Source organism: Streptomyces sp. CB02959 (assembly GCF_002803155.1).
Lineage (GTDB): Bacteria > Actinomycetota > Actinomycetes > Streptomycetales > Streptomycetaceae > Streptomyces.
In genome coordinates, this window is sequence record NZ_NNBP01000036.1 from 16402 (window position 1) to 38916 (window position 22515).

Consider the following 22515-nt stretch of genomic DNA (forward strand, 5'->3'; position numbering starts at 1 on the left):
GTGACATGGCTGAGCGCACGGAGAAGGACAAGCGGAACGGCGGCGGACCCGGCAAGGGCGGACGGGGAGCCGAGCGGGCGGCGGCCGCCCGCCGGGACCTGGCGCGCGAACTCACCGCGGCGGTACGGGGCGAGGTCTCGGCCACCGCCGCCGACCGGGCCCTGATGACGATGGACGCGTCCAACTACCGGCGGGTCCCGGACGCGGTGGTCGCGCCCCGGGACGCCGAGGACGTCGCCGCGGCGCTACGGGTCTGCCGCGAACGAGGCGTCCCGGTGGTGCCGCGCGGCGGCGGCACCAGCATCGCCGGACAGGCCACCGGCACCGGCGTCGTCCTGGACTTCACCCGCCACCTGCGCCGGATCGTCGCCCTGGACCCCGCGGCCCGCACCGCCGTCGTCCAGCCCGGTGTCATCCTCGACGACCTCCGGGCCGCCGCCGCCCCGCACGGGCTGACCTTCGGCCCCGACCCCTCCACCCACAGCCGCTGCACCCTCGGCGGCATGATCGGCAACAACTCCTGCGGCGCGCACTCGGTCGCCTGGGGCACCACCGCCGACAACGTCCACACCCTGGACCTGCTCACCTACGGCGGCGAACCGGTCCGGGCCGGCCGCGGCACCGATCCCGAAGGCCGCCCCACCGGCCTCCCGCCCCGCCTGCGGGACGGCGTCAAGGCCCTCGTGGACCGGGAGTCGACGCTGCTGCGCACCGGCTACCCGACCGGCCTCCCGCGCCGCATCTCCGGCTACACCCTGGACGCCCTGCTCCCCGAGGCGGGCACCGACCTGGCCCGCGCCCTCACCGGCAGCGAGGGCACCCTCGGGGTCGTCACGGAGGCCACCGTCCGGCTCGTCGAGGCCCCCGCGGCCCGCGCGCTGGCCGTCCTCGCCTACCCCGACGAGGCCGCCGCCGCCGAGGCCGCGCACACCCTCCTCCCGCACCGGCCGCTGACCGTCGAGGGCATGGCCGCCGATCTGGTCGGCAAGGGCGCCACCGGGCTGCCCGACGGCGGCGCCTGGCTGTTCGTCGAGACCGGCGGGGCGAGCCCCGCCGAGGCCGCCGCCCGCGCCGAGGCGCTGTGCCGCGCGGCGAGGACGGACGGCGCCACCGGCCACACCCTCGTCACCGACCCGGCCGGCCAGCGCGCCCTCTGGCGGATCCGCGAGGACGCCTCCGGGACCGCGACCCGGCTGTCCGACGGCAGCGAGGCATGGCCCGGCTGGGAGGACTGCGCCGTCCCGCCCGCCCGGTTGGGCCGCTACCTCCGGGACTTCCGGGCCCTGCTCGCCCAGCACGGCCTGCGCGGCACCCCCTACGGCCACTTCGGCGACGGCTGCATCCACGTCCGGATCGACTTCGACCTGCTCACCCCGCCCGGCATCCGCCGCTTCCGGGAGTTCTCCACCGACCTGGCCGCCCTGGTGGTGGCGCACGGCGGTTCGCTCTCCGGCGAGCACGGCGACGGACAGGCCCGCGCCGAACTCCTCCCCGCGATGTACGGTGCGGAACTGGTCGGCCTCTTCGGCCGGTTCAAGGACCTCTGGGACCCGGCCGCGGGCCTCAACCCCGGCATGCTGGTCCGCCCGGCCCGCCTCGACGACAACCTCCGCTTCGCCCCGCTGCCCAAGGGCCCGGTCCCGGTGGAGTTCGGCTACCCGCAGGACGGCGGCGACTTCTCCGCCGCCGTCCGCCGCTGCGTCGGCGTCGCCAAATGCCGTACCGAGAAGCTGGGTTCGGGCGCGGCGGACGTCATGTGCCCGTCGTACCGGGCCACCGGCGAGGAGCGGCACTCCACCCGCGGGCGCGCCCGGCTGCTGCACGAGATGCTGGCCGGCGAGGTGGTCACCGACGGCTGGCGCTCCCCGGAGGTGCGCGACGCCCTCGACCTCTGCCTGTCCTGCAAGGGCTGCCGCAGCGACTGCCCCGTGGGCGTCGACATGGCCACCTACAAGGCGGAGTTCCTGCACCACCACTACGCGGGCCGGCTCCGCCCCGCCGCCCACTACGCCATGGGCCGCCTGCCCCGTTGGCTGCGCGCCGCCGCCCCCGCGGCGCCGGTCCTCAACACGCTCGCCCGCACCCCGCTGGCCGCGGTCGCCAAGCGGCTCGGCGGGATCGCGCCGGAGCGGGAGATCCCGGAGCTGGCGGGGGAGACGTTCCGCCGGTGGTGGTGGCGCCGGCATGCGACGACGGGTGCGCCGACGGGCGGCCGGACCGTCGTCCTGTGGCCCGACACGTTCACCGACCACCTCTCCCCGGAGGTGGGGCGGGCCGCCGTCCGCGTCCTGGAGGCCGCCGGACTGCGGCCCCTGCTGCCGCCGAGCGCGCCCCTGTCGGCCCGCCCGCCGCTCCCGCTGCCCCGCCCCGGCCTCTGCTGCGGCCTGACCTACGTCTCCACCGGCCAGCTCACCCAGGCCCGGGCCGTCATGCGCCGGACGGTGGAGGTGCTCGGCCCCCTCGTGGGCCCCGGCCGCCCCCTGGTCGTCCTCGAACCGAGCTGCGCCGCGGCGCTCCGCACCGACCTGCCGGAGCTGCTCGCCGACGACCCCCGCGCCGCCCGGCTCGCCGCCGCCGTCCGCACCTTCGCCGAGGTGCTGGAGGAGCTGGCCCCCGACTGGACCCCGCCCCGCCTCGACCGCCCGGTCGCCGGCCAGACCCACTGCCACCAGCACGCGGTCCTCGGCGACGCCGCCGACCGCCGACTCCGCGAACGGGCCGGCTTGGAGGGCGCGTTGAGCGGCGGCTGCTGCGGCCTGGCCGGCAACTTCGGCTTCGAACGCGGCCATTACGAGGTCTCGGTCGCCTGCGCCGAGGATCAACTCCTCCCTGCCGTGCGGGAGGCCGCCCCGGAGGCCGAGATCCTCGCCGACGGCTTCTCCTGCCGCACCCAGCTCGCCCAGCTCGGCGAGCGCCGCGGCCGGCACCTGGCGGAGGTGCTGGCGGAGGGGCTGGACCGGGAGGAGGGGGCGGGCCGGTGAGCCGGGGCGGGGCCTGGTTCGGGCGGGGGCGTTCCGGTTCGTGCTGTAGCTGCGCCGGCTGGCGGGTAGCCGCCATCCCGCCTGCTCAGTCGCTTTGGGTGGGGCGATTGGTCGGTGTGGCCGAAGCGGGTGAAACGTCGGGCGGGACGGGCACGTCGGACGCTCCCTACGCGAGGGCTTCTCGGAGGACGACTGATTGGCAGGTGCCCTGCCCGGGGCGCGCGCCCTAGGGTGATGCCCTGCTCGCAATGTGTGACGGAGGGGGATGGCTATGGATCCGGAGATCGCGGCGTTAGCGGGTACCGCGGGTACGACGCTGGTCACATTGCTGACGACCGAGACCTGGCAGAACGTCAGGGACAGGGTTGTTTCACTGTGGCAGCGGGCCCGCCCGGACAGGGCACCGGCCATCGCTGACGAAATCGAAACAACCAGGGACGAACTCCTCGGGGCACAGTCCGCCGGTGACCGAGAGATCGAAGCCGAGCTGGGCGTGGAGTGGCAGGGCCGGATCCGGCGCCTGCTCACGGCCTGCCCTGAACTCTCTGACGAACTACGGGTAATGCTCGATGAGTTGGCGGCGGTCGACGCCGTGGTGCCTTCGGTGGCCCAAGACGCCACCGCCTCCGGGCAAGCGCGGGTCTACCAAGCCGGGCGTGATATGCGGATCGGCGGGGTGGAGGGCGTATGAGCGAGGACGCTTCGCTGCGTGCTGCGGCCTATGAGCAGGGACGGATCTTCCAGGCCGAGCGGGACATCCAGATCACCGAACACCACCATCACGGGGCAGAGATCCCGTCAGCGTCGGCAACCGGACCTGCGTCGGTGCGCGTAGCGCTGTCCCCGCCCCTGCGGGCGGCGCTCCGTGACCGGGAGGAGCTGCGGGAGGAACTCCTGGCCTCGGTGGGTTCCGGTGGCGGAGTGCATGTGCTGCACGGGTTCGGGGGGTGTGGGAAGACCGCAGTGGCCCGATGGCTGTTCGATCGGACGGCATCTTCGCGGGTGGCGCTGTGGGTGGACGCTTCGCGCGAGTCGCAACTTCGCGCCGGCATGCTCGCGGTAGCCGCAGACCGGGGAGCGTCACCGGAGGAGGTACGGGCCGCGCAGGAGGGTCGGCGTGCTGCCGCCGACCTGGTATGGCAGCGCCTGGACGATTCCCCCGAACCCTGGCTGCTGGTGCTGGACAATGCTGATGACCCGAAGCCTCTGCGGGACGGCTGGCTCCGTACCTCCGCCCGCGGAACGGTGCTGGTGACCTCCCGGCAGGCCGATGACCCCGCCTGGAGGGGGGTACGGGCGCGGATGCACCGCGTGGACGTCCTGCCCGTGGCAGAAGCTGCGGAACTGCTCCACGACCTGGCTCCCGGAGACCACCAGCCCGAAGCGACACTGCGACTTGCTGAGCGGCTGGGCTGTCATCCGCTGGCGCTGACCCTCGCGGGAGGCTTCCTCTCCCAACAGCTTCTCGAAAGCTGGACGGTAGAGGAATACCTGGAGCGGCTGGGGGAGGATCCCGTCGCGCTGCTGGACCGTGGCGCAGGGCTGGAAAGCGGGGCGAGGGAACGACTGAGCCGCACGTGGCAGCTCTCGCTCGATGCGCTGGCGCAGCGCGGCTTGCCCGAAGCGCTAGGCGTGCTCAGGCTGTTGGCGTGCCTGGCGCCCGCGCCGGTGCCTGTCGCGCTACTGGCCCCGTCGGCGGTGCTTGCTGTGGGTGCACCAGGGCTTCCGGCAGAACGGATCGAGGCGGGACTGCGCGGGCTGCTGTCCGCTTCGCTGGCAGACCTCATTGAGGTACCGGGGTACGGGGGGCGCGGGCCTGTGCGGTGCGTTACTGCGCATGGGCTGCTCCTGGAAACGGTTGCGGCGGGAGTTCCGCGGCAGCAGCGCGCAGAGCTGTTCGCGGCTGTCGCGAGGCTGGTGAACCGGGCCGTGCCCCAGACAGGAGAGGTAGGGAATACGCGACTTGTTGAACCCCACCTCCTGACGTTGCTCAAGGCCAGGAGCACCGCTGGGCAGGTGGTGGACGCGGCGCGCCGAGTGCGTGATGCGCATGATTCTGCGGGGCAGTGGGCAGACGCTCTGCCCTTCGCGGCAGGTGTTGTGGAGGCGACCGCTCAAGAGGGCAAGGCCAGGGGCATCGACAAGGTCGCTGACCTGATGGCGCTGGGGAGGATCATCGTCATGATGGGGGACTTTGCTGGCGCGGAGCCAATTATCGAAGAGGCATTGGACGCTGCAACGGCGTGGGCGGAGGAGTCACCGCTACTTCTGGCCCAGGCGCAAGTCCAGGCGGTGGTTCTGTACGGCAGACGTGGGCGCTCCGCGGACGCTCTGAAGTTCGGCGCTCAGGCCTACGAGACCAGGCAACGCCTCCTGGGGCCGACGCACGCTGACACCGCTGAGGCAATCCACCTGCAAGTGGAATCCCATTTTCATCTCGGGAACTTCGGGGAAGCCGTTCAGCTCGCTCAGCGACTTGTAGATCTACTACCGCGTCTGCACGGCCAACGAAGCGATGAGGTTGCCGCACTCGCTCTTCTGAACTGTGCGGCGGCGATGCGGGAAGCGTTGATTGCGGCCCGGGGCCCGCAAGCCCTTGTCGATGATGCAGTGCGGGCGCTCAGCTGGGATCAGGTCTGGGAACTTTCCCGAGAAACCGTTCGCACCTACGTCGCACACTTTGGCCCTTCTCATCCGCTCACGGCCACTGCCCGGCACAACTTCGCGGTCGTTTGCTGGGAGCGCGGCGACAAGGAAGCTGCTATCGGAGAGATCCGTGCGGTGGTCGACTTTCGGACGTCGGTGCTGGGGGAGCACCATCCCTTCACCATCCAAGCGACCGCGGACCTGGCTCGGATGATGGGGCTGAACGGAGACATGGAGAGGGCTTCCAGCCTTGCTGCCAGAGCTCATGCCGACGCGTTGCGCCTTCTTGGAGCCGACCACTTCATCACGCGGCTCTGTCGGGACGCCTTGCGGCCGGCGGAGCGAGTCAGTTGGGCGGAGTTGAGAAGGCGCAACGCGTCGGAGAACGACCGGCGACCGCACGGTCCGGGAGCCGAGGGGCATCCACAAGAGCAGCCGTGACCGCGCGCAACGACAGCTGCGGTCAGCCCATGACCTCGCGTGCCAGGGCCACCAGGTCCGGGATGCGGGGGTGGCCGGGGCCGTCGCGCCAGGCGATCACGACGGGGACGGGCGGGGCGTCGGTCAGCGGGACGTACGCCATCGCCGGGTGCGGGTGCATCCCGGCGGTGGCGGAGGTGGTGACGCCGACCGCGCGGCCGCCCGTGATGGCGGCGATCCAGTCGTCGGTGTTGCCGATGGTGATCGTCGAGGTGGGGCGGGCGGTGGGAGGCCAGAGATCGACGAAGGTGGTCCCGGAGACCGTGTTCAGGGCGATGGTGCGGGTGGCGAGGTCGGCGAGGGAGAGGTTCGGGCGGCGGGCCAGCGGGTCGTCGGCGGGCAGCCCGGCCACCCGGGGCTCGGTCGTCAGCTCCTCGGTGACCAGGCCGGGGGCGCTGACCTCGCCCCGGAGGAGGGCCGCGTCCACGTCGCCGCGGGCCAGGCCGGCCGTGCGGTCGTCGATGCGGAGGAGTTCGAGCGGGGTCTCCGGGTGCTGCTCGTGCCAGCGGCGGAGCAGGGTGGTGGTGCCGGCGCCCGCCGCCGACCAGGCGTGGCCCAGGCGGAGCGGCCAGCCGGTGTGGCGGCCGTAGGCCAGCGCACGGTCGAAGGCGGCGACCGCGAGGGCGGCCCGGTCCCGGAAGGCCCGGCCGTCCGGGGTGAGCGCGAGGTGGTGGGTGGTCCGGTCGACGAGGCGGACGCCCAGCGCGTCCTCCAGCTGGCGGAGGGTGCGGGAGACGGCGGGCTGGGTGAGGTGGAGGCGTTCGGCGGCGCGGGTCACGCTCAGGGTGTCGGCGATGGCGAGGAAGCAGCGGAAATGACGCAGCTCGATGCTCATGCCTGCGGAGCATAACAACCGGCGAAATGGCATTTCACGTGCGCGAATGCGGGTCGTAGCGTGGGGGTGTGAATGCTTCCTCCGCGTCTCCCGCCGGTTCCTCTGCCGGTCCCTCCGCTGACTCCTCCGCCGGTTCCCCTGCGTCCGATATATCCGACTCCGGGATACCTCGGCCCGTGCCGCCCTCGCCCGAGGTGCTGTCCGCCGAGGCTTCGGCCGCGGCCCGGGGCGTGGGCGATACGGGCGCGGCGCGGGCGCGGGGCCGGCTGGTGTCGGTGGGGCTGGTCATCGGCGGGATCGTCTCGCTGCAGTTCGGGTCGTCGGTGGCGGTGCTGCTGTTCCCGCGGGCCGGGGCGCTGGGCGTGGTCACGCTGCGGCTGGTCGTCGCGGCGCTGGTGCTGCTGATCGCCTGCCGCCCGAAGGTGCGGGGCTACGGGCGGGGGGACTGGGCGACGGTCGTCGCCTTCGGCGTGGCGCTCGTCGGCATGAACTCGCTCTTCTACCAGGCGATCGACCGCATTCCGCTGGGCGCCGCGGTCACCCTGGAGTTCCTCGGGCCGCTGATCCTTTCCGTGGCGACGTCACGGCGGCTGCTGAGTGTGGTGTGGGCGATGCTGGCCCTGGGTGGCGTGGTGCTGCTGGGGCGCGCGGGGTTCGACGGGCTGAATCTGGTCGGGGCCGGTTGCGCGCTGGCCGCGGGCGGGCTGTGGGCCGCGTACATCCTGCTGTCGGCGCGGACCGGGCAGCGGTTCCCGCAGGCGGACGGGTTGGCGTTGGCCATGACGGTGGCGGCGGTGCTGAGCCTGCCGCTCGGGGCGCTCAGTGCCGGGACGGCGCTGCTGAACCCGGTGACGATCGGGCTGGGGGCGGCCGTGGCACTGATGTCGTCGGTGCTGCCGTACACCCTGGAGCTGCTGGCGCTGCGGAAGCTGCCGGCGTCGGGGTTCGCGGTGATGATGAGCCTGGAGCCGGCCGCGGCGGCCACGGCCGGGTTCCTGGTGCTGGGGCAGGCGTTGGGCTGGATGGAGCTGGTGGCCATCGGGCTGGTGGTGGTGGCCAGCGCGGGGGCGGTCTTGAGCGGGTCGCGCCGCTGAGGATGCGGGCCGCCCACGTTGTCGGCTGTTCCGCCGCGGTGGTCGCGGTGGCCTCCGGTTTCGCCCGGCGGGTGGGGCCGGAGGGGCTGCCCCGGGGTCCGTCCTCGGTGCGGGCGCTTCTGGTCAGTCAGATGAGGAATGCCCCGGCGTTCGCTCCAGATCCTGCGGGCGCACCCCGGGACATCCCCTCCGGCCTACGCCGTCGCCGACTTCCCGCCGGTGGGCCTGCACGCCGGACACTCGCAGGGCGGATAGCGCCCCGGCATGTCGTCGACGAGCCGCATCGGATCGTCGGTCCGCACGACGACCGTACGGAGCGGGGTGCGCTCACCGGCCGCCGAAACCCGGTACACCGAGAGCGTCATCCGACGCGGGCTGATCTTCACCGGGCCCGCCCCCGCCGCATTTCCGTACGCTCGCGAATCCACGCGGCCAGCCGGAACACCTCGGAAGCGGAAATCCCGCCCAGTTCGACCCGCCCCCGCTCCAGAACGGGATAACCGCCGCGGAGCGAGGGGAATACGAACCCCACGGCGGCGAGAGCGGACGCCAACTCCTCTGCGGCCCGCTGCCCTTGGGCCAAAGCACTGTCCCCGGATGAGGGGTCTTTCTGATTCATGGCTCCCATCGTCGGCGCGCCTGCCTAGCCTGAAAAGTAATGGCGCGCGTACGGAGAGTGCGCGTACCTGCACCCGAGGAGGCATGGTGAATGTAGACGGCAATGGGGAGCGGGTGCCGACGGCGCTGCGCGTCTTCGGCGGACAGCTGAAGCTTTTCCGGGAGCTGGCCTCGATGAGTCGAGAGGAACTGGGCAGGCAGCTGGGCTATGCCTCCCACACGATCAAGTCCTACGAGCTCGCCCAGCGCATCCCGGAACCGGCGACGGTGGAGCGCGCTGACGAACTGCTGGGAGCGAAGGGAGTGCTGCGGGCGGCGATTCCGCTGCTGGAGGAGGTGCAATACCCGAAGTTCTTCCGGGACTTGCCCAAGCTCGAAAAGCAGTGCACGAAGCGCTACTCGTACGATCCGCACTGTGTGCCGGGGCTGCTGCAGACGGAGGCGTACGCAAGCGCGGTGATCGGTTGGTACATCCCGGCCTTCACGGAGGATGAGGTGGCCCGGCTGGTGGGTGCGAGGCTCGATCGTCAGGCAATGCTCACCCGCGATGACCGCCCCGCCGTGCATTTCGTTGTCGAGCAGGCCGCGTTGGAGCGTCCGATGGGCGGGCGAAAGATCCACCGGGGGCAAATCGAGAAGCTGCTGGAGTGGGTACAGCTGCGCAATGTATCGATCCAGGTCATGCCGACGAACGTGGCGCATCCCGGCCTGGACGGCGCGATGACCCTGCTGGATATGCCGGACCGGCGCACAGTGGTCTACGTTGAAGGCCAGGCCCATGGACTGCTCGTATCCGACCGCGAGAAGGTCAACCGCATGGCGCAGCGCTATGACATGATCCGAACACAGGCCCTGGCCCTCAACGAATCCTTGCAATTCATCGAGGAGTTGGCTGGTAAGTCATGAAGAGCGAACTTGCATGGATGAAGTCCAGCTACAGCGGCCCGCAGGCCGCCGATTGCGTAGAGGTGGCTTTCCAGCCTCATGTGACCCGCGTCCGCGACTCCAAGGACGCAACCGGCCCCCACCTGACCCTCACCCCCACCACCTGGGCCGCCTTCCTCCGCTACGCCGTCGACGTCGCGTCCGTGCGGCGGTAGTCCGGGCGGGGCGGGCGCGTCGAGGGGGCTCGGTGCGCCATGGCAAAAAATCATGCATGCGTGCTTGATTGTTTCTGGTGGCGCTGCCACGCTCGGTTCTCGCATCACCGCAGCTGTCAACGTGCCCTGTCCGTAAGGGACATGGGCGTCCGGCGTGGATGAGGAGAGCGCGCGATGGCCGATCCGCAGGAGGTTCGGGAGGTCCTTGCGGACCTGCGGGCCGAGGGTGAGGAGCTGGACGGGCTGGTGGCGGGGCTGCCCGAAGCCGAGTGGGGGCGGGCGACCCCGGCGGCCGGGTGGAGCATCGCGCACCAGATCGCGCACCTGCTGTGGACGGACGAGCGGGCCGTGCAGTCCGCGGTCGATCCCGAGGGGTTCGGGCGGGAGGTGGCGGCGGCGCTTCAGTCGCCCGACACGTTCGTGGACGAGGGGGCGGAGCGGGGCGCCCGGATGGCGCCCGCCGAGCTGCTGGCGCGGTGGCGGGCGAGCCGGGCGGAGCTGCTGGAGGTGCTGGCGGCGCAGCCGGCGGGCGCGAAGCTGCCCTGGTACGGGCCGCCGATGAGCGTGGCGTCGGTGGCGACCGGGCGGCTGATGGAGACCTGGGCGCACGGGCAGGACGTCGCGGACGCGCTGGGCGTGCGGCGGGTGCCGACCGCGCGGCTGCGGCACGTCGCCCGGATCGGGGTGCGGGCCCGGGACTACGCGTACGCGGTGCGCGGGCTGACGCCGCCGGGGGAGGAGTTCCGGGTCGAGTTGGCCGGGCCCGGCGGTGAGGAGTGGGCGTTCGGACCGGCGGGGGCCGCGCAGCGGGTCACGGGGGCGGCGCTGGACTTCTGCCTGCTGGTGACACAGCGGGTACACCGGGACGATGTGTCCCTGGTGGCGGTGGGGGCGGACGCCGAGCGGTGGCTGGGCATCGCGCAGTCCTTCGCCGGACCGGCGGGGCCGGGGCGGGCGCCGGGCGAGGTGCGGCGGTGACCGGCGCGCAGATGACCGGCGCGGAGCGGCCGCTGCGGATCGGGAACGCGTCCGGCTTCTACGGCGACCGCTTCGATGCCGTACGGGAGATGCTGACCGGGGGGCCGCTGGACGTGCTCACCGGGGACTACCTCGCCGAGCTGACGATGCTGATCCTCGGGCGGGACCGGCAAAAGGACCCGCGACTGGGGTACGCCAAGACCTTCCTGCGGCAGCTGGAGGAGGGGCTGGGGCTCGCCGTCGAGCGGGGCGTGAAACTCGTGACGAACGCGGGCGGGTTGAATCCGGCCGGACTCGCCGATGCCATACGGGAGTTGAGCGAGCGGGTCGGGGTCCCGGTGCGGGTCGCGCACGTCGAGGGCGATGACCTGGTCGGGCGGGAGTGGGGCCGGGGAGTGCTCACCGCCAACGCGTATCTGGGCGGTGCGGGGATCGCGGCGTGCCTGCGGGGCGGGGCGCAGGTGGTGGTCACCGGGCGGGTGACGGACGCGGCGCTGGTCAGCGGGCCGGCCGCGGCGCACTTCGGCTGGGCGGCCGACGACTACGACCGGCTGGCGGGCGCGGTGGTCGCGGGGCACGTGCTGGAGTGCGGAACGCAGGCGACGGGCGGCAACTACGCGTTCTTCGGGGAGTTGGGGGACGTGCGGCGGCCGGGGTTTCCGCTGGCCGAGATCCACCCGGACGGCAGCGCCGTGATCACCAAGCATCCGGGGACCGGGGGCGCGGTCACGGTGGGGACGGTGACCGCCCAGCTGCTCTACGAGACGGCCGGTGCGCGCTACCTGGGGCCGGATGTCACAGCGCGGCTGGACACCGTACGGCTGACCGGGGCCGGGCCGGACCGGGTGCGGATCGACGGGGTGCGGGGCGAGGCGCCGCCGGCGACCGCGAAGGTCGGGCTGACCCGGATGGGCGGCTGGCGCAACGAGGTGGTGTTCGTGCTCACCGGGCTCGACATCGAGGCCAAGGCGGCGCTGGTGCGGGGGCAGTTGGAGGACGCGTTGGCGCGCGCCGGGAGCCGCCCGCGCGAGGTGACGTGGTCGCTGGCGCGGACCGATCACGGGGACGCGGCGGTGCAGGAGGAGGCGAGTGCGCTGCTGCGGCTGGTGGTGCGGGACGCCGATCCGGAGGTCGTCGGGCGGGCGGTGAGCGGGGCGGCCGTCGAGCTGGCGCTGGCCAGTTACCCGGGCTTCCATGTGACGGCGCCGCCGGGGAAGGGCGCGCCGTACGGGGTGTTCGAGGCGGCGTATGTGCCGGTGGGGGACGTGCGGCAGGTGGCGGTGCTGCCGGACGGCGAGCGGGTGGAGATCCCGCCGGGGTCCGGTCCGGTGGCGGCGCGGGAGCCGGCCGCCGTGGCGGCGGAACTTCCGGTGCCGCTGCCGGAGGGGCCGACCCGGCGGGCACCCCTGGGGGCCGTCGCCGGGGCCCGCAGCGGGGACAAGGGCGGGTCGGCGAACGTCGGGGTGTGGGTCCGGACGGACCGGGCGTGGCGGTGGCTCGCGCACGAGCTGACGGTGGCCAGATTCCGTCAACTCCTGCCGGAGGCTGGCGAGTTGGAGGTCCGCCGGGAGGTGCTGCCGAACCTGCGGGCGCTGAACTTCACGGTCGAGGGGCTGCTCGGGGCGGGCGTCGCGTCGCAGGCCCGGTTCGACCCGCAGGCCAAGGCACTGGGGGAGTGGCTGCGCTCCCGTCATGTGGAGATACCGGAGGTGTTGCTGTGACCGTGCTCAGGAGCGCGCTGGACCCGAGCGGTGCCGAGTACGCCGAGCGGCGGGCGGTGATGCTGGGCAAGCTGGACGAGGTGGCCGCGGAACACGCCAAGGCACTCGCCGGCGGCGGGGAGAAGTACGTCGCCCGGCACCGCAAGCGCGGCAAGCTGCTGGCCCGCGAGCGGATCGAGCTGCTGGTGGACCCGGACACGCCGTTCCTGGAGCTGTCGCCGCTCGCCGCATGGGGCAGCGACTACGCGGTGGGCGCGTCGCTGGTCACCGGGATCGGGGTGATCGAAGGCGTGGAGTGCCTGATCACCGCCAACGATCCGACGGTGCGCGGCGGGGCGAGCAACCCGTGGACGCTCAAGAAGGCGCTGCGGGCCGACGAGGTCGCGTACGCCAACCGGCTGCCGGTGGTCAGCCTGGTGGAGTCGGGCGGCGCCGACCTGCCCAGCCAGAAGGAGATCTTCATCCCGGGCGGGGCGCTCTTCAAGGACCTGACCCGGCTGTCCGCGGCGGGGATCCCCACGGTGGCGGTGGTCTTCGGGAACTCGACGGCCGGCGGCGCGTACGTCCCCGGGATGTCGGACCACGTGATCATGGTGAAGGAGCGGGCCAAGGTCTTCCTCGGCGGGCCGCCGCTGGTGAAGATGGCGACCGGTGAGGAGAGCGACGACGAGTCGCTCGGCGGGGCCGAGATGCACGCCCGGACCTCCGGGCTCGCGGACTACTTCGCGGTCGACGAGCCCGATGCGCTGCGGCAGGCGCGGCGGGTGGTGGCCCGGCTCAACTGGCGCAAGGCGCACGGCGATCCGGGCCCGGCCGAGCCGCCGAAGTACGACGAGGAGGAGCTGCTCGGGATCGTCCCGGGCGACCTCAAGGCGCCGTTCGATCCGCGCGAGGTGATCGCCCGGATCGTGGACGGGTCGGACTTCGACGAGTTCAAACCGCTGTACGGGGCCAGCCTGGTCACGGGATGGGCCGAGCTGCACGGCTATCCGGTGGGGATCCTCGCCAACGCGCAGGGCGTGCTGTTCAGCGCGGAGTCGCAGAAGGCGGCGCAGTTCATCCAGCTGGCCAACCAGCGGGACATCCCGCTGATCTTCCTGCACAACACCACCGGCTACATGGTCGGCAGGGAGTACGAGCAGGGCGGCATCATCAAACACGGCGCGATGATGATCAACGCGGTGTCCAACTCGCGGGTGCCGCACCTCTCGGTGCTGATGGGCGCCTCGTACGGGGCCGGGCACTACGGGATGTGCGGACGGGCCTACGACCCGCGGTTCCTGTTCGCCTGGCCGAGCGCCAAATCCGCGGTGATGGGGCCGCAGCAGCTCGCCGGGGTGCTCTCCATCGTGGCGCGCGCCTCCGCGGCCGCGAAGGGGCAGCCGTACGACGAGGACGGCGACGCGGCGCTGCGCGCCATGGTGGAGCAGCAGATCGAAGCCGAATCGCTGCCGATGTTCCTGTCCGGGCGGCTGTACGACGACGGCGTCATCGACCCGCGCGACACCCGCACCGTCCTCGGCCTGTGTCTGTCCGCCGTCCACACCGCGCCGGTCGAGGGCGCGCGGGGCGGCTTCGGCGTCTTTCGGATGTGAGGTTTCGTGACCACCAACGATTCCGCGGCAGTGACCATGACCGGGACTGATTCCGGGGCGGTGCCCATGGCCGGGTCCGCGCCCGGGACCGATCCCGGGGCGGCCGGCCGCCCCGAGATCCGCTCGGTCCTCGTCGCCAACCGCGGTGAGATCGCCCGCCGCATCTTCCGCACCTGCCGGGAGCTGGGCATCGCCACCGTCGCCGTGTACTCCGACGCGGACGCGGACGCCGCGCACGTACGGGAGGCGGACGGCGCGGTCCGCCTGCCGGGAGAGGCGCCCGCGGACACCTATCTGCGCGGTGAGCTGATCGTGAAGGCGGCGCTGGCGGCCGGGGCGGACGCGGTCCACCCCGGATACGGGTTCCTCTCCGAGAGCCATGCGTTCGCCGCCGCGGTCGCGGACGCGGGGCTGGTGTGGATCGGGCCGCCGCCCGCCGCCATCGAGGCGATGGCCTCCAAGACCCGCGCCAAGGAGCTGATGGCGGCGGCCGGGGTGCCGCTGCTGGCACCGGTCGATCCGGCCGCGGCCACCGCCGGGGACCTGCCGCTGCTGGTGAAGGCGGCGGCCGGCGGCGGTGGGCGGGGCATGCGCGTCGTGCGCGAACTGGCGGCGCTGGACGGCGAGTTGGCGTCGGCGCGGGCGGAGGCGGCGGCCGCGTTCGGGGACGGGGAGGTGTTCGTCGAGCCTTATGTGGAGGGCGGGCGCCACGTCGAGGTGCAGGTCCTCGCCGACGCCCACGGCGCGGTCTGGACGCTCGGCACCCGCGACTGCTCGCTCCAGCGGCGCCACCAGAAGGTCATCGAGGAGGCCCCGGCCCCCGCACTGCCCGACGCGCTCCGGGACACCCTGCACCGGGCCGCCGCGCAGGCCGCGCGGGCCATCGACTACCGGGGCGCGGGCACCGTCGAGTTCCTGGTCTCTCCCGCTGACCCCGGCGGGCGGACCCCTGCCTCCGGCCGGGCGTACTTCCTGGAGATGAACACCCGCCTCCAGGTGGAGCACCCGGTCACCGAAGAGATCTACCGGCTCGACCTGGTGGCCCTCCAGATCGGCGTCGCCGAGGGGCGGCCGCTGCCCGCCGCGCTGCCCGAACCGCACGGCCACGCCGTCGAGGCCCGGCTCTACGCGGAGGACCCGGCGGCCGGCTGGCAGCCGCAGACCGGCACCGTGCACCGGATCGGCGTACCGGACGGCGTGCGCCTGGACTCCGGCATCACCGACGGCGACACCGTGACCGTCCACTACGACCCGATGCTCGCCAAGGTCATCGCCTGGGCGCCCACCCGCGCCGAGGCCGTGCGCAAACTGGCCGGCGCGCTGGAACGGGCCCGGATCCACGGCCCGGTCACCAACCGCGACCTGCTGGTCCGCTCGCTGCGGCACCCCGAATTCGCCGCCGCCACCGGACTGGACACCGGCTTCTACGACCGCAACCTCGACGCCCTCACCGGGGCCGGCGCTGCCGGGGACGGTACGGCCGGGACCCGTGCGGCCGGGGACGGCCTGTGCGCGCTGGCCGCCGCCCTCGCCGACGCGCACGGCCGCTCCCGCTTCGGAGGCTTCCGCAACGTCCCCGCCGGCCCGCAGGTCAAGAGCTACGCCTGCGCGGGCACCACCCACGAGGTCCGCTACCGGCTCGGGCGCACCGGACTCACCGCCGAGGACTTCCCCGGCGTCCGGCTCCTCGGCCTGTCCGCGGACCAGGTGGTGCTGGACGTCGACGGGCTGCGGCGGACGTTCGCGGTCGCCCGCTACGGCGACCGGGTCCACGTCGACTCGCCGCTGGGCGCCCGCACCCTCACCGCACTGCCCCGCTTCCCCGACCCCACCGCCCGTACGGAGCCCGGGTCGCTGCTCGCCCCGATGCCCGGCACGGTCGTCCGGATCGCGGACGGGCTGGCCGAGGGCGACCGCGTCACGGCCGGCCAGCCGCTGCTGTGGCTGGAGGCCATGAAGATGGAACACAGGATCACCGCACCGGCGGCCGGCACCCTGACCGCCCTGCCCGCCCGCACGGGACAGCAGGTCGAGGTGGGCACACTGCTCGCCGTCGTCACCGACTGAGGCCCGATCGGCACCCGCCACCCGATACCCGCCACCGATACCCATCACCTGGCACCCGCCATCCGCAGGCACTCACTCACCGCCCCAGGAGCCGTCATGAGCAACGCCCTGAGCAACTCCGTGATCGAGTCCGAGGAACACCGCGCCCTGCGCGCCGCCGTCGCCGCACTCGGCAAGCGCTACGGCCGGGAGTACTTCACCACCGTCGTCGCCGAGGGCAAGCACACCGACGAGCTGTGGCAGGACGCCGCCAAGGCCGGCTACCTCGGCGTGAACCTCCCCGAGGAGTACGGCGGCGGAGGCGCCGGAATCACCGAACTCTCCCTCGTACTGGAGGAGTTGGGGGCGGCCGGCTGCCCGCTGCTGATGCTGGTGGTCTCACCGGCGATCTGCGGCACGGTCATCGCCCGCTTCGGCACCGAGGAGCAGAAGCGCACCTGGCTGCCCGGACTGGCCGACGGCAGCCGCAAGATGGCCTTCGGCATCACCGAACCGGACGCCGGATCCAACTCGCACCGCATCACCACCACCGCCCGCAAGGAGAGCGGCGGGGACTGGATCCTCAACGGGCGGAAGATCTTCGTCTCCGGCGTCGACATCGCCGACGCGACGCTGATCGTCGGCCGCACCGAGGACGCCCGCACCGGCAAGCTCAAGCCCTGCCTGTTCATCGTCCCGCGCGAGGCCCCAGGCTTCGGCCGCAGCCCCGTCGCGATGGAACTCGCCGCCCCGGAGAAGCAGTTCGAACTGACCCTGGACGACGTCCGGCTGCCCGCCGACGCCCTGGTGGGCGACGAGGACGCCGGACTGCTCCAACTCTTCGCCGGCCTCAACCCGGAACGCATCATGACCGCCGCGTTCGCCCTCGGCATGGGCCGCTACGCGCTCGCCAGGGCCGTCGACTACGCCCGCACCCGCCAGGTCTGGAAGGAGCCGATCGGCGCCCACCAGGCCCTCGCCCACCCGCTCGCCCAGTGCCACGTCGAACTGGAACTGGCCGGGCTGATGATGCGGAAGGCGGCGCTGCTGTATGACGCGGGCGACGACATGGCCGCCGGCGAGGCCGCCAACATGGCCAAGTACGCGGCGGCCGAGGCCGCGGTCCACACCGTCGACCAGGCCGTGCACACCCTGGGCGGCAACGGCCTCACCCAGGAATACGGGCTGGCGTCCCTGATCACCGCCGCCCGGGTCGCGCGGATCGCACCGGTCAGCCGGGAGATGATCCTCAACTTCATCTCCCACCAGTCCCTGGGGCTGCCGAAGTCGTACTGAGGAAGCGGTCGGTGCGCCGGCCCCGGCACCACCGGGCACGGCGCACCGACACCCGCCGTACAGGGGGAAGTCCCACCGCCGTCCTGCGCCGCCACCGCCGCCCACTGCCGCACCCAGGGGAAGGTCCCTATGGCATCCAAGGCGTCCCACCGCTCCGACCGCTCCCACCGCTCCGACCGCTCCGCCGACTCCGACCGTCCCGGCCACTCGCCCCGCTCCGACCGCTCCCGCGTCTTCCGCAGCGCGTACCCCGACGTCGCTCCCGTGGAACTGCCGCTCCACGAAGCCGTCCTCGGGCGGGCCGCCGCGTACGGCGCGCAGCCCGCCCTCGTCGACGCGCTCACCGGCACCACACTCGACTACGCCCGGCTCGACCACCTCAGCCGCCGCCTGGCCGCCGCGCTCGCCGCCTCCGGGCTCCGCAAGGGCGACGTACTGGCCCTGCACAGTCCCAACTCGGTGCTCTTCCCCGTGGTGTGCTACGCCGTTTCGCGCTGCGGGGCGGCGGTCACCCCCGTCCACCCGCTCGCCACCGAGGCCGAGTTCGCCCGGCAGCTGACCGACTCCGGGGCGTCCCGGATCGTCACCGCGGCGGCGCTGCTGGACACCGCCCGGGGCGCCGCCCGCCAGGCCGGCGGCATCGCCGAGATCCTCCTCTGCGACCGCGCCGACGGCCACCGCTCCGTCCTCGACCTGCTCGACGACGACCACCCGGAGCCCGAACCGGAGATCGCCCCCGCGACCGACCTGGCCGCGCTCCCGTACTCCTCCGGCACCACCGGCACCCCCAAGGGCGTGCTGCTCACCCACCGCAACCTCGCCACCAACCTCGCCCAACTGGCCCCCGTGATGGCCAACGGCCCAGGGGACCGCATCCTGGCGGTACTCCCGTTCTTCCACATCTACGGCTTCACCGCCCTGATGAACGCCCCCCTGCGCAACGGCGCCACCGTCGTCGTCCTGCCCCGCTTCGACCTGCGCCAGTTCCTCACCGCGATCGAGCGGCACCGGATCACCGAGATCTACACCGCACCCCCGATCGTGCTGGCGCTCGCCAAGCACCCGATGGTGACGGAGTTCGACCTCTCCTCCCTCCGGCGCATGCTGTGCGCCGCCGCACCCCTGGACGCCGGACTCGCCGCCGCCTGCGCCAGCCGGCTGGGCCTGCCCGCCGTCCTCCAGGCGTACGGGATGACCGAACTCTCCCCGGCCAGCCACGTCGTACCGCCCCACGCGGCCCACCCGTCACCCGGCGACCACCCCGCAACCCCGTCGCCACGCGCCGCAGTTCCGCTCCCGCCACCGGGCGCGGTCGGCACCCTCCTCCCCAGTACGGAGCTGCGGATCGTCTCCCTGGAGACCGGACGGGACCTCGGACCGGGGGAGAGCGGCGAGATCGTCATCCGGGGCCCGCAGGTGATGCGCGGCTACCTGGGACGCCCCGCCGAGACCGACGCGATCGTCGACCCCGACGGCTGGCTGCACACCGGCGACATCGGACGCACCGACGCCGACGGCTGGCTGTATGTCGTCGACCGCGTCAAGGAGTTGATCAAATACAAGGGCTACCAGGTGGCCCCCGCCGACCTGGAGGCACTGCTGCTCGCCCACCAGGCCATCGCGGACGCGGCCGTCATCGGCGTCACCGACGCGGACGGCAACGAGGTCCCCAAGGCGTTCGTCGTGCGCCAACAGGGGGCCGAACTCACCGCGGACGAGATCATCGCCTACGTTGCAGAGCGAGTTGCCCCGTACAAGAAGGTGCGCCGCGTGGAATTCCTGGACAGCGTGCCGCGGGCCACCACCGGAAAGATCCTGCGGCGCGAACTCCGCGCCAGGGAAAGGAGTTCGACGGACCGATGACGTACGTGGAGCGCGCCCACGAGCGCGGAATCACCACCCTCACCCTCAACTCCCCCCACAACCGCAACGCCCTCTCCACCCGCCTGGTGACCGAACTGCACCAGGCCCTCGCGGACGCGGCCGCCGACGACGCCGTCCGGGCCGTGCTGCTCACCCACACCGGCGGCACGTTCTGCGCCGGCGCCGACCTCTCCGAGGCCGCCTCGGGCGCCGCCAAGGACGGCCCCCTGGGGCTCGCCCGGCTGCTGCGGACCCTCGTGGAGCTCCCCAAACCGGTCGTCGCCCGGGTGACCGGCCACGTCCGGGCCGGCGGGCTCGGACTGCTCGGCGCCTGCGACCTCTCCGTCGCCGGCCCCGAGGCCACCTTCGCCTTCACCGAGGCCCGGCTCGGACTCGCCCCCGCGGTGATCTCGCTGCCGCTGCTGCCCCGGCTGGACGCCCGTGCCGCCGCCCGCTACTACCTCACCGGCGAGAAGTTCGGCCCGGCCGAGGCAGCCCGGATCGGACTGGTCACGCTCGCCGCCGACGACGCCGACACCGGCCTGGCGCCCCTCCTGGACGGCCTCCGCAAGGGCTCCCCCCAAGGACTGGCCGAGTCCAAGAAACTCGTCACTGCCGAGGTGCTGGCCGCCTTCGACCGGGACACCGACGCGCTCGCCGAACAGTCCGCGCGGCTCTTCGGCTCCGCGGAGGCCCGCGAGGGCATGACCGCCTTCCTCGAACGACGGGACCCGGCATGGGTGCGCTGACCCCGGCCCGCGGCTCCAAGGAACCCCAGCAGGAGCGCAGCCGCGCCACCCGGCTCAAGCTCCTGGAGGCCGCCGTCGCCTGCCTCGCCGAACGCGGCTGGACCGGCAGCACGGTCTCCGTCGTCGCCGAACGGGCGGGCGTCTCCCGAGGCGCCGCCCAGCACCACTTCCGCACCCGCGAGGACCTGTTCACCGCGGCCGTCGAGCACGTCGCCGAGAAACGCCAGGGCGCGCTCAAGGCCCTGGCACACAACCTGCCGCCCACCGGGTCCATCGCCCGCACCTGGATCATCGTCGAGGAGTTGGTCGGCCTCTACACCGGCCCGCTGTTCCGGGCCGCGCTGCACCTGTGGGTGGCCGCCTCCGACGAGGAACAGCTCCGCGAACGCGTCACCGCCCTGGAAGCCCGGGTCGGCCGCGAGGCGCACCGCACGGCGGTCGCACTGCTGACCGCCGACGAGTCCGTCCCCGGCGTCCGCGAAACCGTGCAGGGCCTGCTCGACATGGCCCGCGGCCTGGGCCTCGCCAACCTGCTGACCGACGACTCGGCCCGCCGGGACCGCGTGGTGGCCCAGTGGGCCAGGATCATCGACTCGACCCTTTCCGTGTAGCGGTTGTGCCCGCACGTTGTCGGCGTCCCCGCCGTGGGGGTTCGCGTTTTGCGCCTGGCGGCGCGGGCGGGTCCGCTGCGCGGGGCCGGTCCGCTGCGCGGGGCTGGTCGGGTGCGGTGCCGGGTCTGTGGGGTGGGGGTGTGCCGGACTGCTGCGCTTTACGTCCGGCACACCCCCACCCCACAGACCCGTCCCCTCCCGTTGGTGGGTGGAATTCAGGTGAGTTGGGGTGCTCGTAGTGGGACGGTGCGGGTCCGCTGTCGAGTGGTGACCGGGTCGACTGGGTGACCGGGTCGAGTAGCAACCAGTAGGCGACCACTCGACAACAGCCCCCACCCACCGTCTTTCCCCACCACCACCGGGAGGGGTCGGGGCGGAGGGGTCGGTGTGCAGGACGTAAAGCGCAGCAGTCCTGCACACCGACCCCTCCGACCCGACACCGCACCCAACAGCCCCGCGCAGCGGACAACAGCCAGCGCCGCAGGCGGAAAACAGCAACTCCCACGGCGGGACAGCCGACAACGTACGGGGCCAAAAAAGCGCAGCGGACAACAGCCCGCCGCCAGGGGACACGGCGCCGCACGGCGGCAACGTACGAGCGGGCCCGCGCCGCCAGGCGCAACGGCGAGCAACCCCCACGGCGGGACAGCCAAAAACGTGCGGGGGCTCAGCCAAGCGCAGCGGACCGCCCGACGATCCCCTCGTACCCCTCGATCGACTGCGGGCTGCGCGCCGCGGGGCCGACGTAGCGGGCCGACGGGCGCACCAGGCGCCCGGTCCGCTTCTGTTCCAGGATGTGCGCGCTCCAGCCCGCGGTGCGGGCGCAGGTGAACATGGACGTGAACATGTGCGCCGGGACCTCCGCGAAGTCCAGCACGATCGCCGCCCAGAACTCCACGTTGGTGGCCAGTACCCGGTCGGGGCGGCGGTTGTGGAGCTCCTCCAGGGCGGCCTTCTCCAGGGCCTCGGCGACCTCGAAGCGGGGCGCGGCCAGTTCCTTGGCGGTGCGTCGCAGGACCCGCGCCCGCGGGTCCTCGGCGCGGTAGACCCGGTGGCCGAAGCCCATCAGCCGCTCGCCGTTGTCCAGTGCCTGCCGGACGTAGGCGGCGGCGTCGCCGGTCCGCTCGATCTCCTCGATCATGCCGAGGACGCGGGAGGGCGCCCCGCCGTGCAGCGGGCCGGACATCGCGCCGACCGCGCCGGAGAGCGCCGCCGCGACGTCCGCGCCGGTGGAGGCGATGACCCGGGCGGTGAAGGTGGAGGCGTTCATGCCGTGTTCGGCGGCCGAGGTCCAGTAGGCGTCGACGGCCTTGACGTGCTTGGGGTCGGGCTCGCCGCGCCAGCGCTTCATGAAGCGCTCCACGACCGTCTCGGCCTTGTCGATCTCCTTCTGCGGCACCATCGGCAGGCCCTGTCCGCGCGCCGACTGGGCGACGTAGGACAGCGCCATCACGGCGGCCCGGGCGAGGTTGTCGCGGGCGGTCCGCTCGTCGATGTCGAGCAGTGGTTTCAGGCCCCATACGGGCGCCAGCATGGCGAGCGCGGACTGGACGTCGACCCGGATGTCACCCGAGTGCACCGGGATCGGGAAGGGCTCGGCGGGCGGCAGCCCCGGCTTGAACGCCCCGTCGACCAGCAGCCCCCAGACGTTCTCGAAGGACACGTGCCCGACGAGGTCCTCGATGTCCACCCCGCGGTAGCGGAGCGCGCCGCCTTCCTTATCGGGTTCGGCGATCTCCGTCTCGAACGCGACGACTCCCTCAAGCCCGGGAACGAAGTCGGACATCAGGCGGCTCCTCAAGATGGGGACGGCAGCCGGCCGGTGACCGGTCGCCGTGCGGTCGAGTCAGTTGCGGTGCCGGTGCGGTTACGCGGCTGCGCCGGGCAGCTCGCGGTCCGTAC

Annotated in this window: 17 protein-coding genes; 14 read left to right on the top strand and 3 right to left on the bottom strand. The window is 72.9% G+C overall.

Features of this window, described 5'->3' with window-relative positions; genetic code table 11:
* Positions 1 to 5 precede the first annotated feature (5 nt).
* The 3 genes from CG747_RS39675 (at position 6) to CG747_RS39685 (ending at position 6068) form a co-directional block, all read left to right on the top strand.
* Complete coding sequence (locus CG747_RS39675; protein WP_257981040.1) at positions 6 to 2981, top strand: FAD-binding and (Fe-S)-binding domain-containing protein; 2976 nt, start codon at positions 6 to 8, stop codon at positions 2979 to 2981.
* A gap of 271 nt (positions 2982 to 3252) precedes the next feature.
* Positions 3253 to 3672 (top strand): hypothetical protein, encoded by a 420-nt coding sequence (locus CG747_RS39680; RefSeq protein ID WP_100606800.1) that lies wholly within the window; start codon positions 3253 to 3255, stop codon positions 3670 to 3672.
* Complete coding sequence (locus CG747_RS39685) at positions 3669 to 6068, top strand: tetratricopeptide repeat protein (protein WP_100606749.1); 2400 nt, start codon at positions 3669 to 3671, stop codon at positions 6066 to 6068. The genes CG747_RS39680 and CG747_RS39685 overlap by 4 nt, the downstream gene beginning before the upstream one ends.
* 22 nt (positions 6069 to 6090) lie before the next feature.
* Here the strand turns inward: CG747_RS39685 and CG747_RS39690 are convergent, their stop codons facing one another.
* Complete coding sequence (locus CG747_RS39690; RefSeq protein ID WP_100606750.1) at positions 6091 to 6942, bottom strand: LysR family transcriptional regulator; 852 nt, start codon at positions 6940 to 6942, stop codon at positions 6091 to 6093.
* A gap of 176 nt (positions 6943 to 7118) precedes the next feature.
* Between CG747_RS39690 and CG747_RS39695 the strand changes: the two genes are divergently transcribed.
* Positions 7119 to 8036: a DMT family transporter gene (locus CG747_RS39695; RefSeq protein ID WP_257981041.1), complete on the top strand. Its 918-nt coding sequence runs from the start codon at positions 7119 to 7121 to the stop codon at positions 8034 to 8036.
* Between the two features lie 194 nt (positions 8037 to 8230).
* On the opposite strand, the gene CG747_RS48500 is transcribed toward CG747_RS39695, so the two are convergent.
* A complete protein-coding gene (locus CG747_RS48500; protein ID WP_180985911.1) occupies positions 8231 to 8401 on the bottom strand; it encodes a hypothetical protein in 171 nt (56 codons plus the stop codon).
* A gap of 337 nt (positions 8402 to 8738) precedes the next feature.
* Here CG747_RS48500 and CG747_RS39710 point away from each other — a divergent pair, with 337 nt between their 5' ends.
* The 10 genes from CG747_RS39710 to CG747_RS39755 all read left to right on the top strand — a co-directional run bounded on the left by CG747_RS39710 (position 8739) and on the right by CG747_RS39755 (position 20613).
* Complete coding sequence (locus CG747_RS39710) at positions 8739 to 9560, top strand: helix-turn-helix transcriptional regulator (RefSeq protein ID WP_180985912.1); 822 nt, start codon at positions 8739 to 8741, stop codon at positions 9558 to 9560.
* Positions 9557 to 9754, top strand: coding sequence for a DUF397 domain-containing protein (locus CG747_RS39715; protein ID WP_100606754.1), 198 nt, complete (start codon positions 9557 to 9559; stop codon positions 9752 to 9754). Before CG747_RS39710 ends, CG747_RS39715 begins: the two co-directional genes overlap by 4 nt.
* A gap of 174 nt (positions 9755 to 9928) precedes the next feature.
* Positions 9929 to 10732: a TIGR03084 family metal-binding protein gene (locus CG747_RS39720; protein WP_100606755.1), complete on the top strand. Its 804-nt coding sequence runs from the start codon at positions 9929 to 9931 to the stop codon at positions 10730 to 10732.
* Between the two features lie 11 nt (positions 10733 to 10743).
* Positions 10744 to 12453: an acyclic terpene utilization AtuA family protein gene (locus tag CG747_RS39725; RefSeq protein ID WP_100606802.1), complete on the top strand. Its 1710-nt coding sequence runs from the start codon at positions 10744 to 10746 to the stop codon at positions 12451 to 12453.
* The gene (locus CG747_RS39730; RefSeq protein WP_100606756.1) at positions 12450 to 14048 is read left to right on the top strand and encodes an acyl-CoA carboxylase subunit beta; all 1599 of its coding nucleotides are present in this window, start codon (positions 12450 to 12452) and stop codon (positions 14046 to 14048) included. The genes CG747_RS39725 and CG747_RS39730 overlap by 4 nt, the downstream gene beginning before the upstream one ends.
* Positions 14049 to 14114: 66 nt before the next feature.
* On the top strand, positions 14115 to 16115 hold the full coding sequence (locus CG747_RS39735; RefSeq protein ID WP_257981045.1) for a biotin carboxylase N-terminal domain-containing protein: 2001 nt from the start codon (positions 14115 to 14117) through the stop codon (positions 16113 to 16115).
* Between the two features lie 96 nt (positions 16116 to 16211).
* Entirely contained in the window at positions 16212 to 17390 is a 1179-nt protein-coding gene (locus tag CG747_RS39740) for an acyl-CoA dehydrogenase family protein (protein ID WP_100606757.1), read from the top strand.
* A gap of 129 nt (positions 17391 to 17519) precedes the next feature.
* Positions 17520 to 19253, top strand: coding sequence for a 4-coumarate--CoA ligase family protein (locus CG747_RS39745; protein WP_100606758.1), 1734 nt, complete (start codon positions 17520 to 17522; stop codon positions 19251 to 19253).
* Complete coding sequence (locus CG747_RS39750) at positions 19250 to 20002, top strand: enoyl-CoA hydratase family protein (protein ID WP_100606759.1); 753 nt, start codon at positions 19250 to 19252, stop codon at positions 20000 to 20002. The genes CG747_RS39745 and CG747_RS39750 overlap by 4 nt, the downstream gene beginning before the upstream one ends.
* Positions 19990 to 20613 (top strand): TetR/AcrR family transcriptional regulator, encoded by a 624-nt coding sequence (locus tag CG747_RS39755; RefSeq protein ID WP_100606760.1) that lies wholly within the window; start codon positions 19990 to 19992, stop codon positions 20611 to 20613. Before CG747_RS39750 ends, CG747_RS39755 begins: the two co-directional genes overlap by 13 nt.
* A gap of 667 nt (positions 20614 to 21280) precedes the next feature.
* On the opposite strand, the gene CG747_RS39760 is transcribed toward CG747_RS39755, so the two are convergent.
* Entirely contained in the window at positions 21281 to 22399 is a 1119-nt protein-coding gene (locus CG747_RS39760; RefSeq protein WP_180985913.1) for a citrate synthase 2, read from the bottom strand.
* Positions 22400 to 22515: the final 116 nt, after the last annotated feature.

Excerpts from the sequence above, each read along its gene's own strand:
- CG747_RS39690 (WP_100606750.1), bottom strand. The coding sequence starts at position 6,942 with ATGAGCATCGAGCTGCGTCATTTCCGCTGCTTCCTCGCCATCGCCGAC.
- CG747_RS39745 (WP_100606758.1), top strand. The coding sequence starts at position 17,520 with ATGGCATCCAAGGCGTCCCACCGCTCCGACCGCTCCCACCGCTCCGAC.
- CG747_RS39760 (WP_180985913.1), bottom strand. The coding sequence starts at position 22,399 with ATGTCCGACTTCGTTCCCGGGCTTGAGGGAGTCGTCGCGTTCGAGACG.
- CG747_RS39725 (WP_100606802.1), top strand. The coding sequence starts at position 10,744 with ATGACCGGCGCGGAGCGGCCGCTGCGGATCGGGAACGCGTCCGGCTTC.
- CG747_RS39755 (WP_100606760.1), top strand. The coding sequence starts at position 19,990 with ATGGGTGCGCTGACCCCGGCCCGCGGCTCCAAGGAACCCCAGCAGGAG.
- CG747_RS48500 (WP_180985911.1), bottom strand. The coding sequence starts at position 8,401 with ATGACGCTCTCGGTGTACCGGGTTTCGGCGGCCGGTGAGCGCACCCCG.
- CG747_RS39715 (WP_100606754.1), top strand. The coding sequence starts at position 9,557 with ATGAAGAGCGAACTTGCATGGATGAAGTCCAGCTACAGCGGCCCGCAG.
- CG747_RS39685 (WP_100606749.1), top strand. The coding sequence starts at position 3,669 with ATGAGCGAGGACGCTTCGCTGCGTGCTGCGGCCTATGAGCAGGGACGG.
- CG747_RS39720 (WP_100606755.1), top strand. The coding sequence starts at position 9,929 with ATGGCCGATCCGCAGGAGGTTCGGGAGGTCCTTGCGGACCTGCGGGCC.
- CG747_RS39740 (WP_100606757.1), top strand. The coding sequence starts at position 16,212 with ATGAGCAACGCCCTGAGCAACTCCGTGATCGAGTCCGAGGAACACCGC.
- CG747_RS39735 (WP_257981045.1), top strand. The coding sequence starts at position 14,115 with ATGGCCGGGTCCGCGCCCGGGACCGATCCCGGGGCGGCCGGCCGCCCC.
- CG747_RS39750 (WP_100606759.1), top strand. The coding sequence starts at position 19,250 with ATGACGTACGTGGAGCGCGCCCACGAGCGCGGAATCACCACCCTCACC.
- CG747_RS39675 (WP_257981040.1), top strand. The coding sequence starts at position 6 with ATGGCTGAGCGCACGGAGAAGGACAAGCGGAACGGCGGCGGACCCGGC.
- CG747_RS39710 (WP_180985912.1), top strand. The coding sequence starts at position 8,739 with ATGGTGAATGTAGACGGCAATGGGGAGCGGGTGCCGACGGCGCTGCGC.
- CG747_RS39680 (WP_100606800.1), top strand. The coding sequence starts at position 3,253 with ATGGATCCGGAGATCGCGGCGTTAGCGGGTACCGCGGGTACGACGCTG.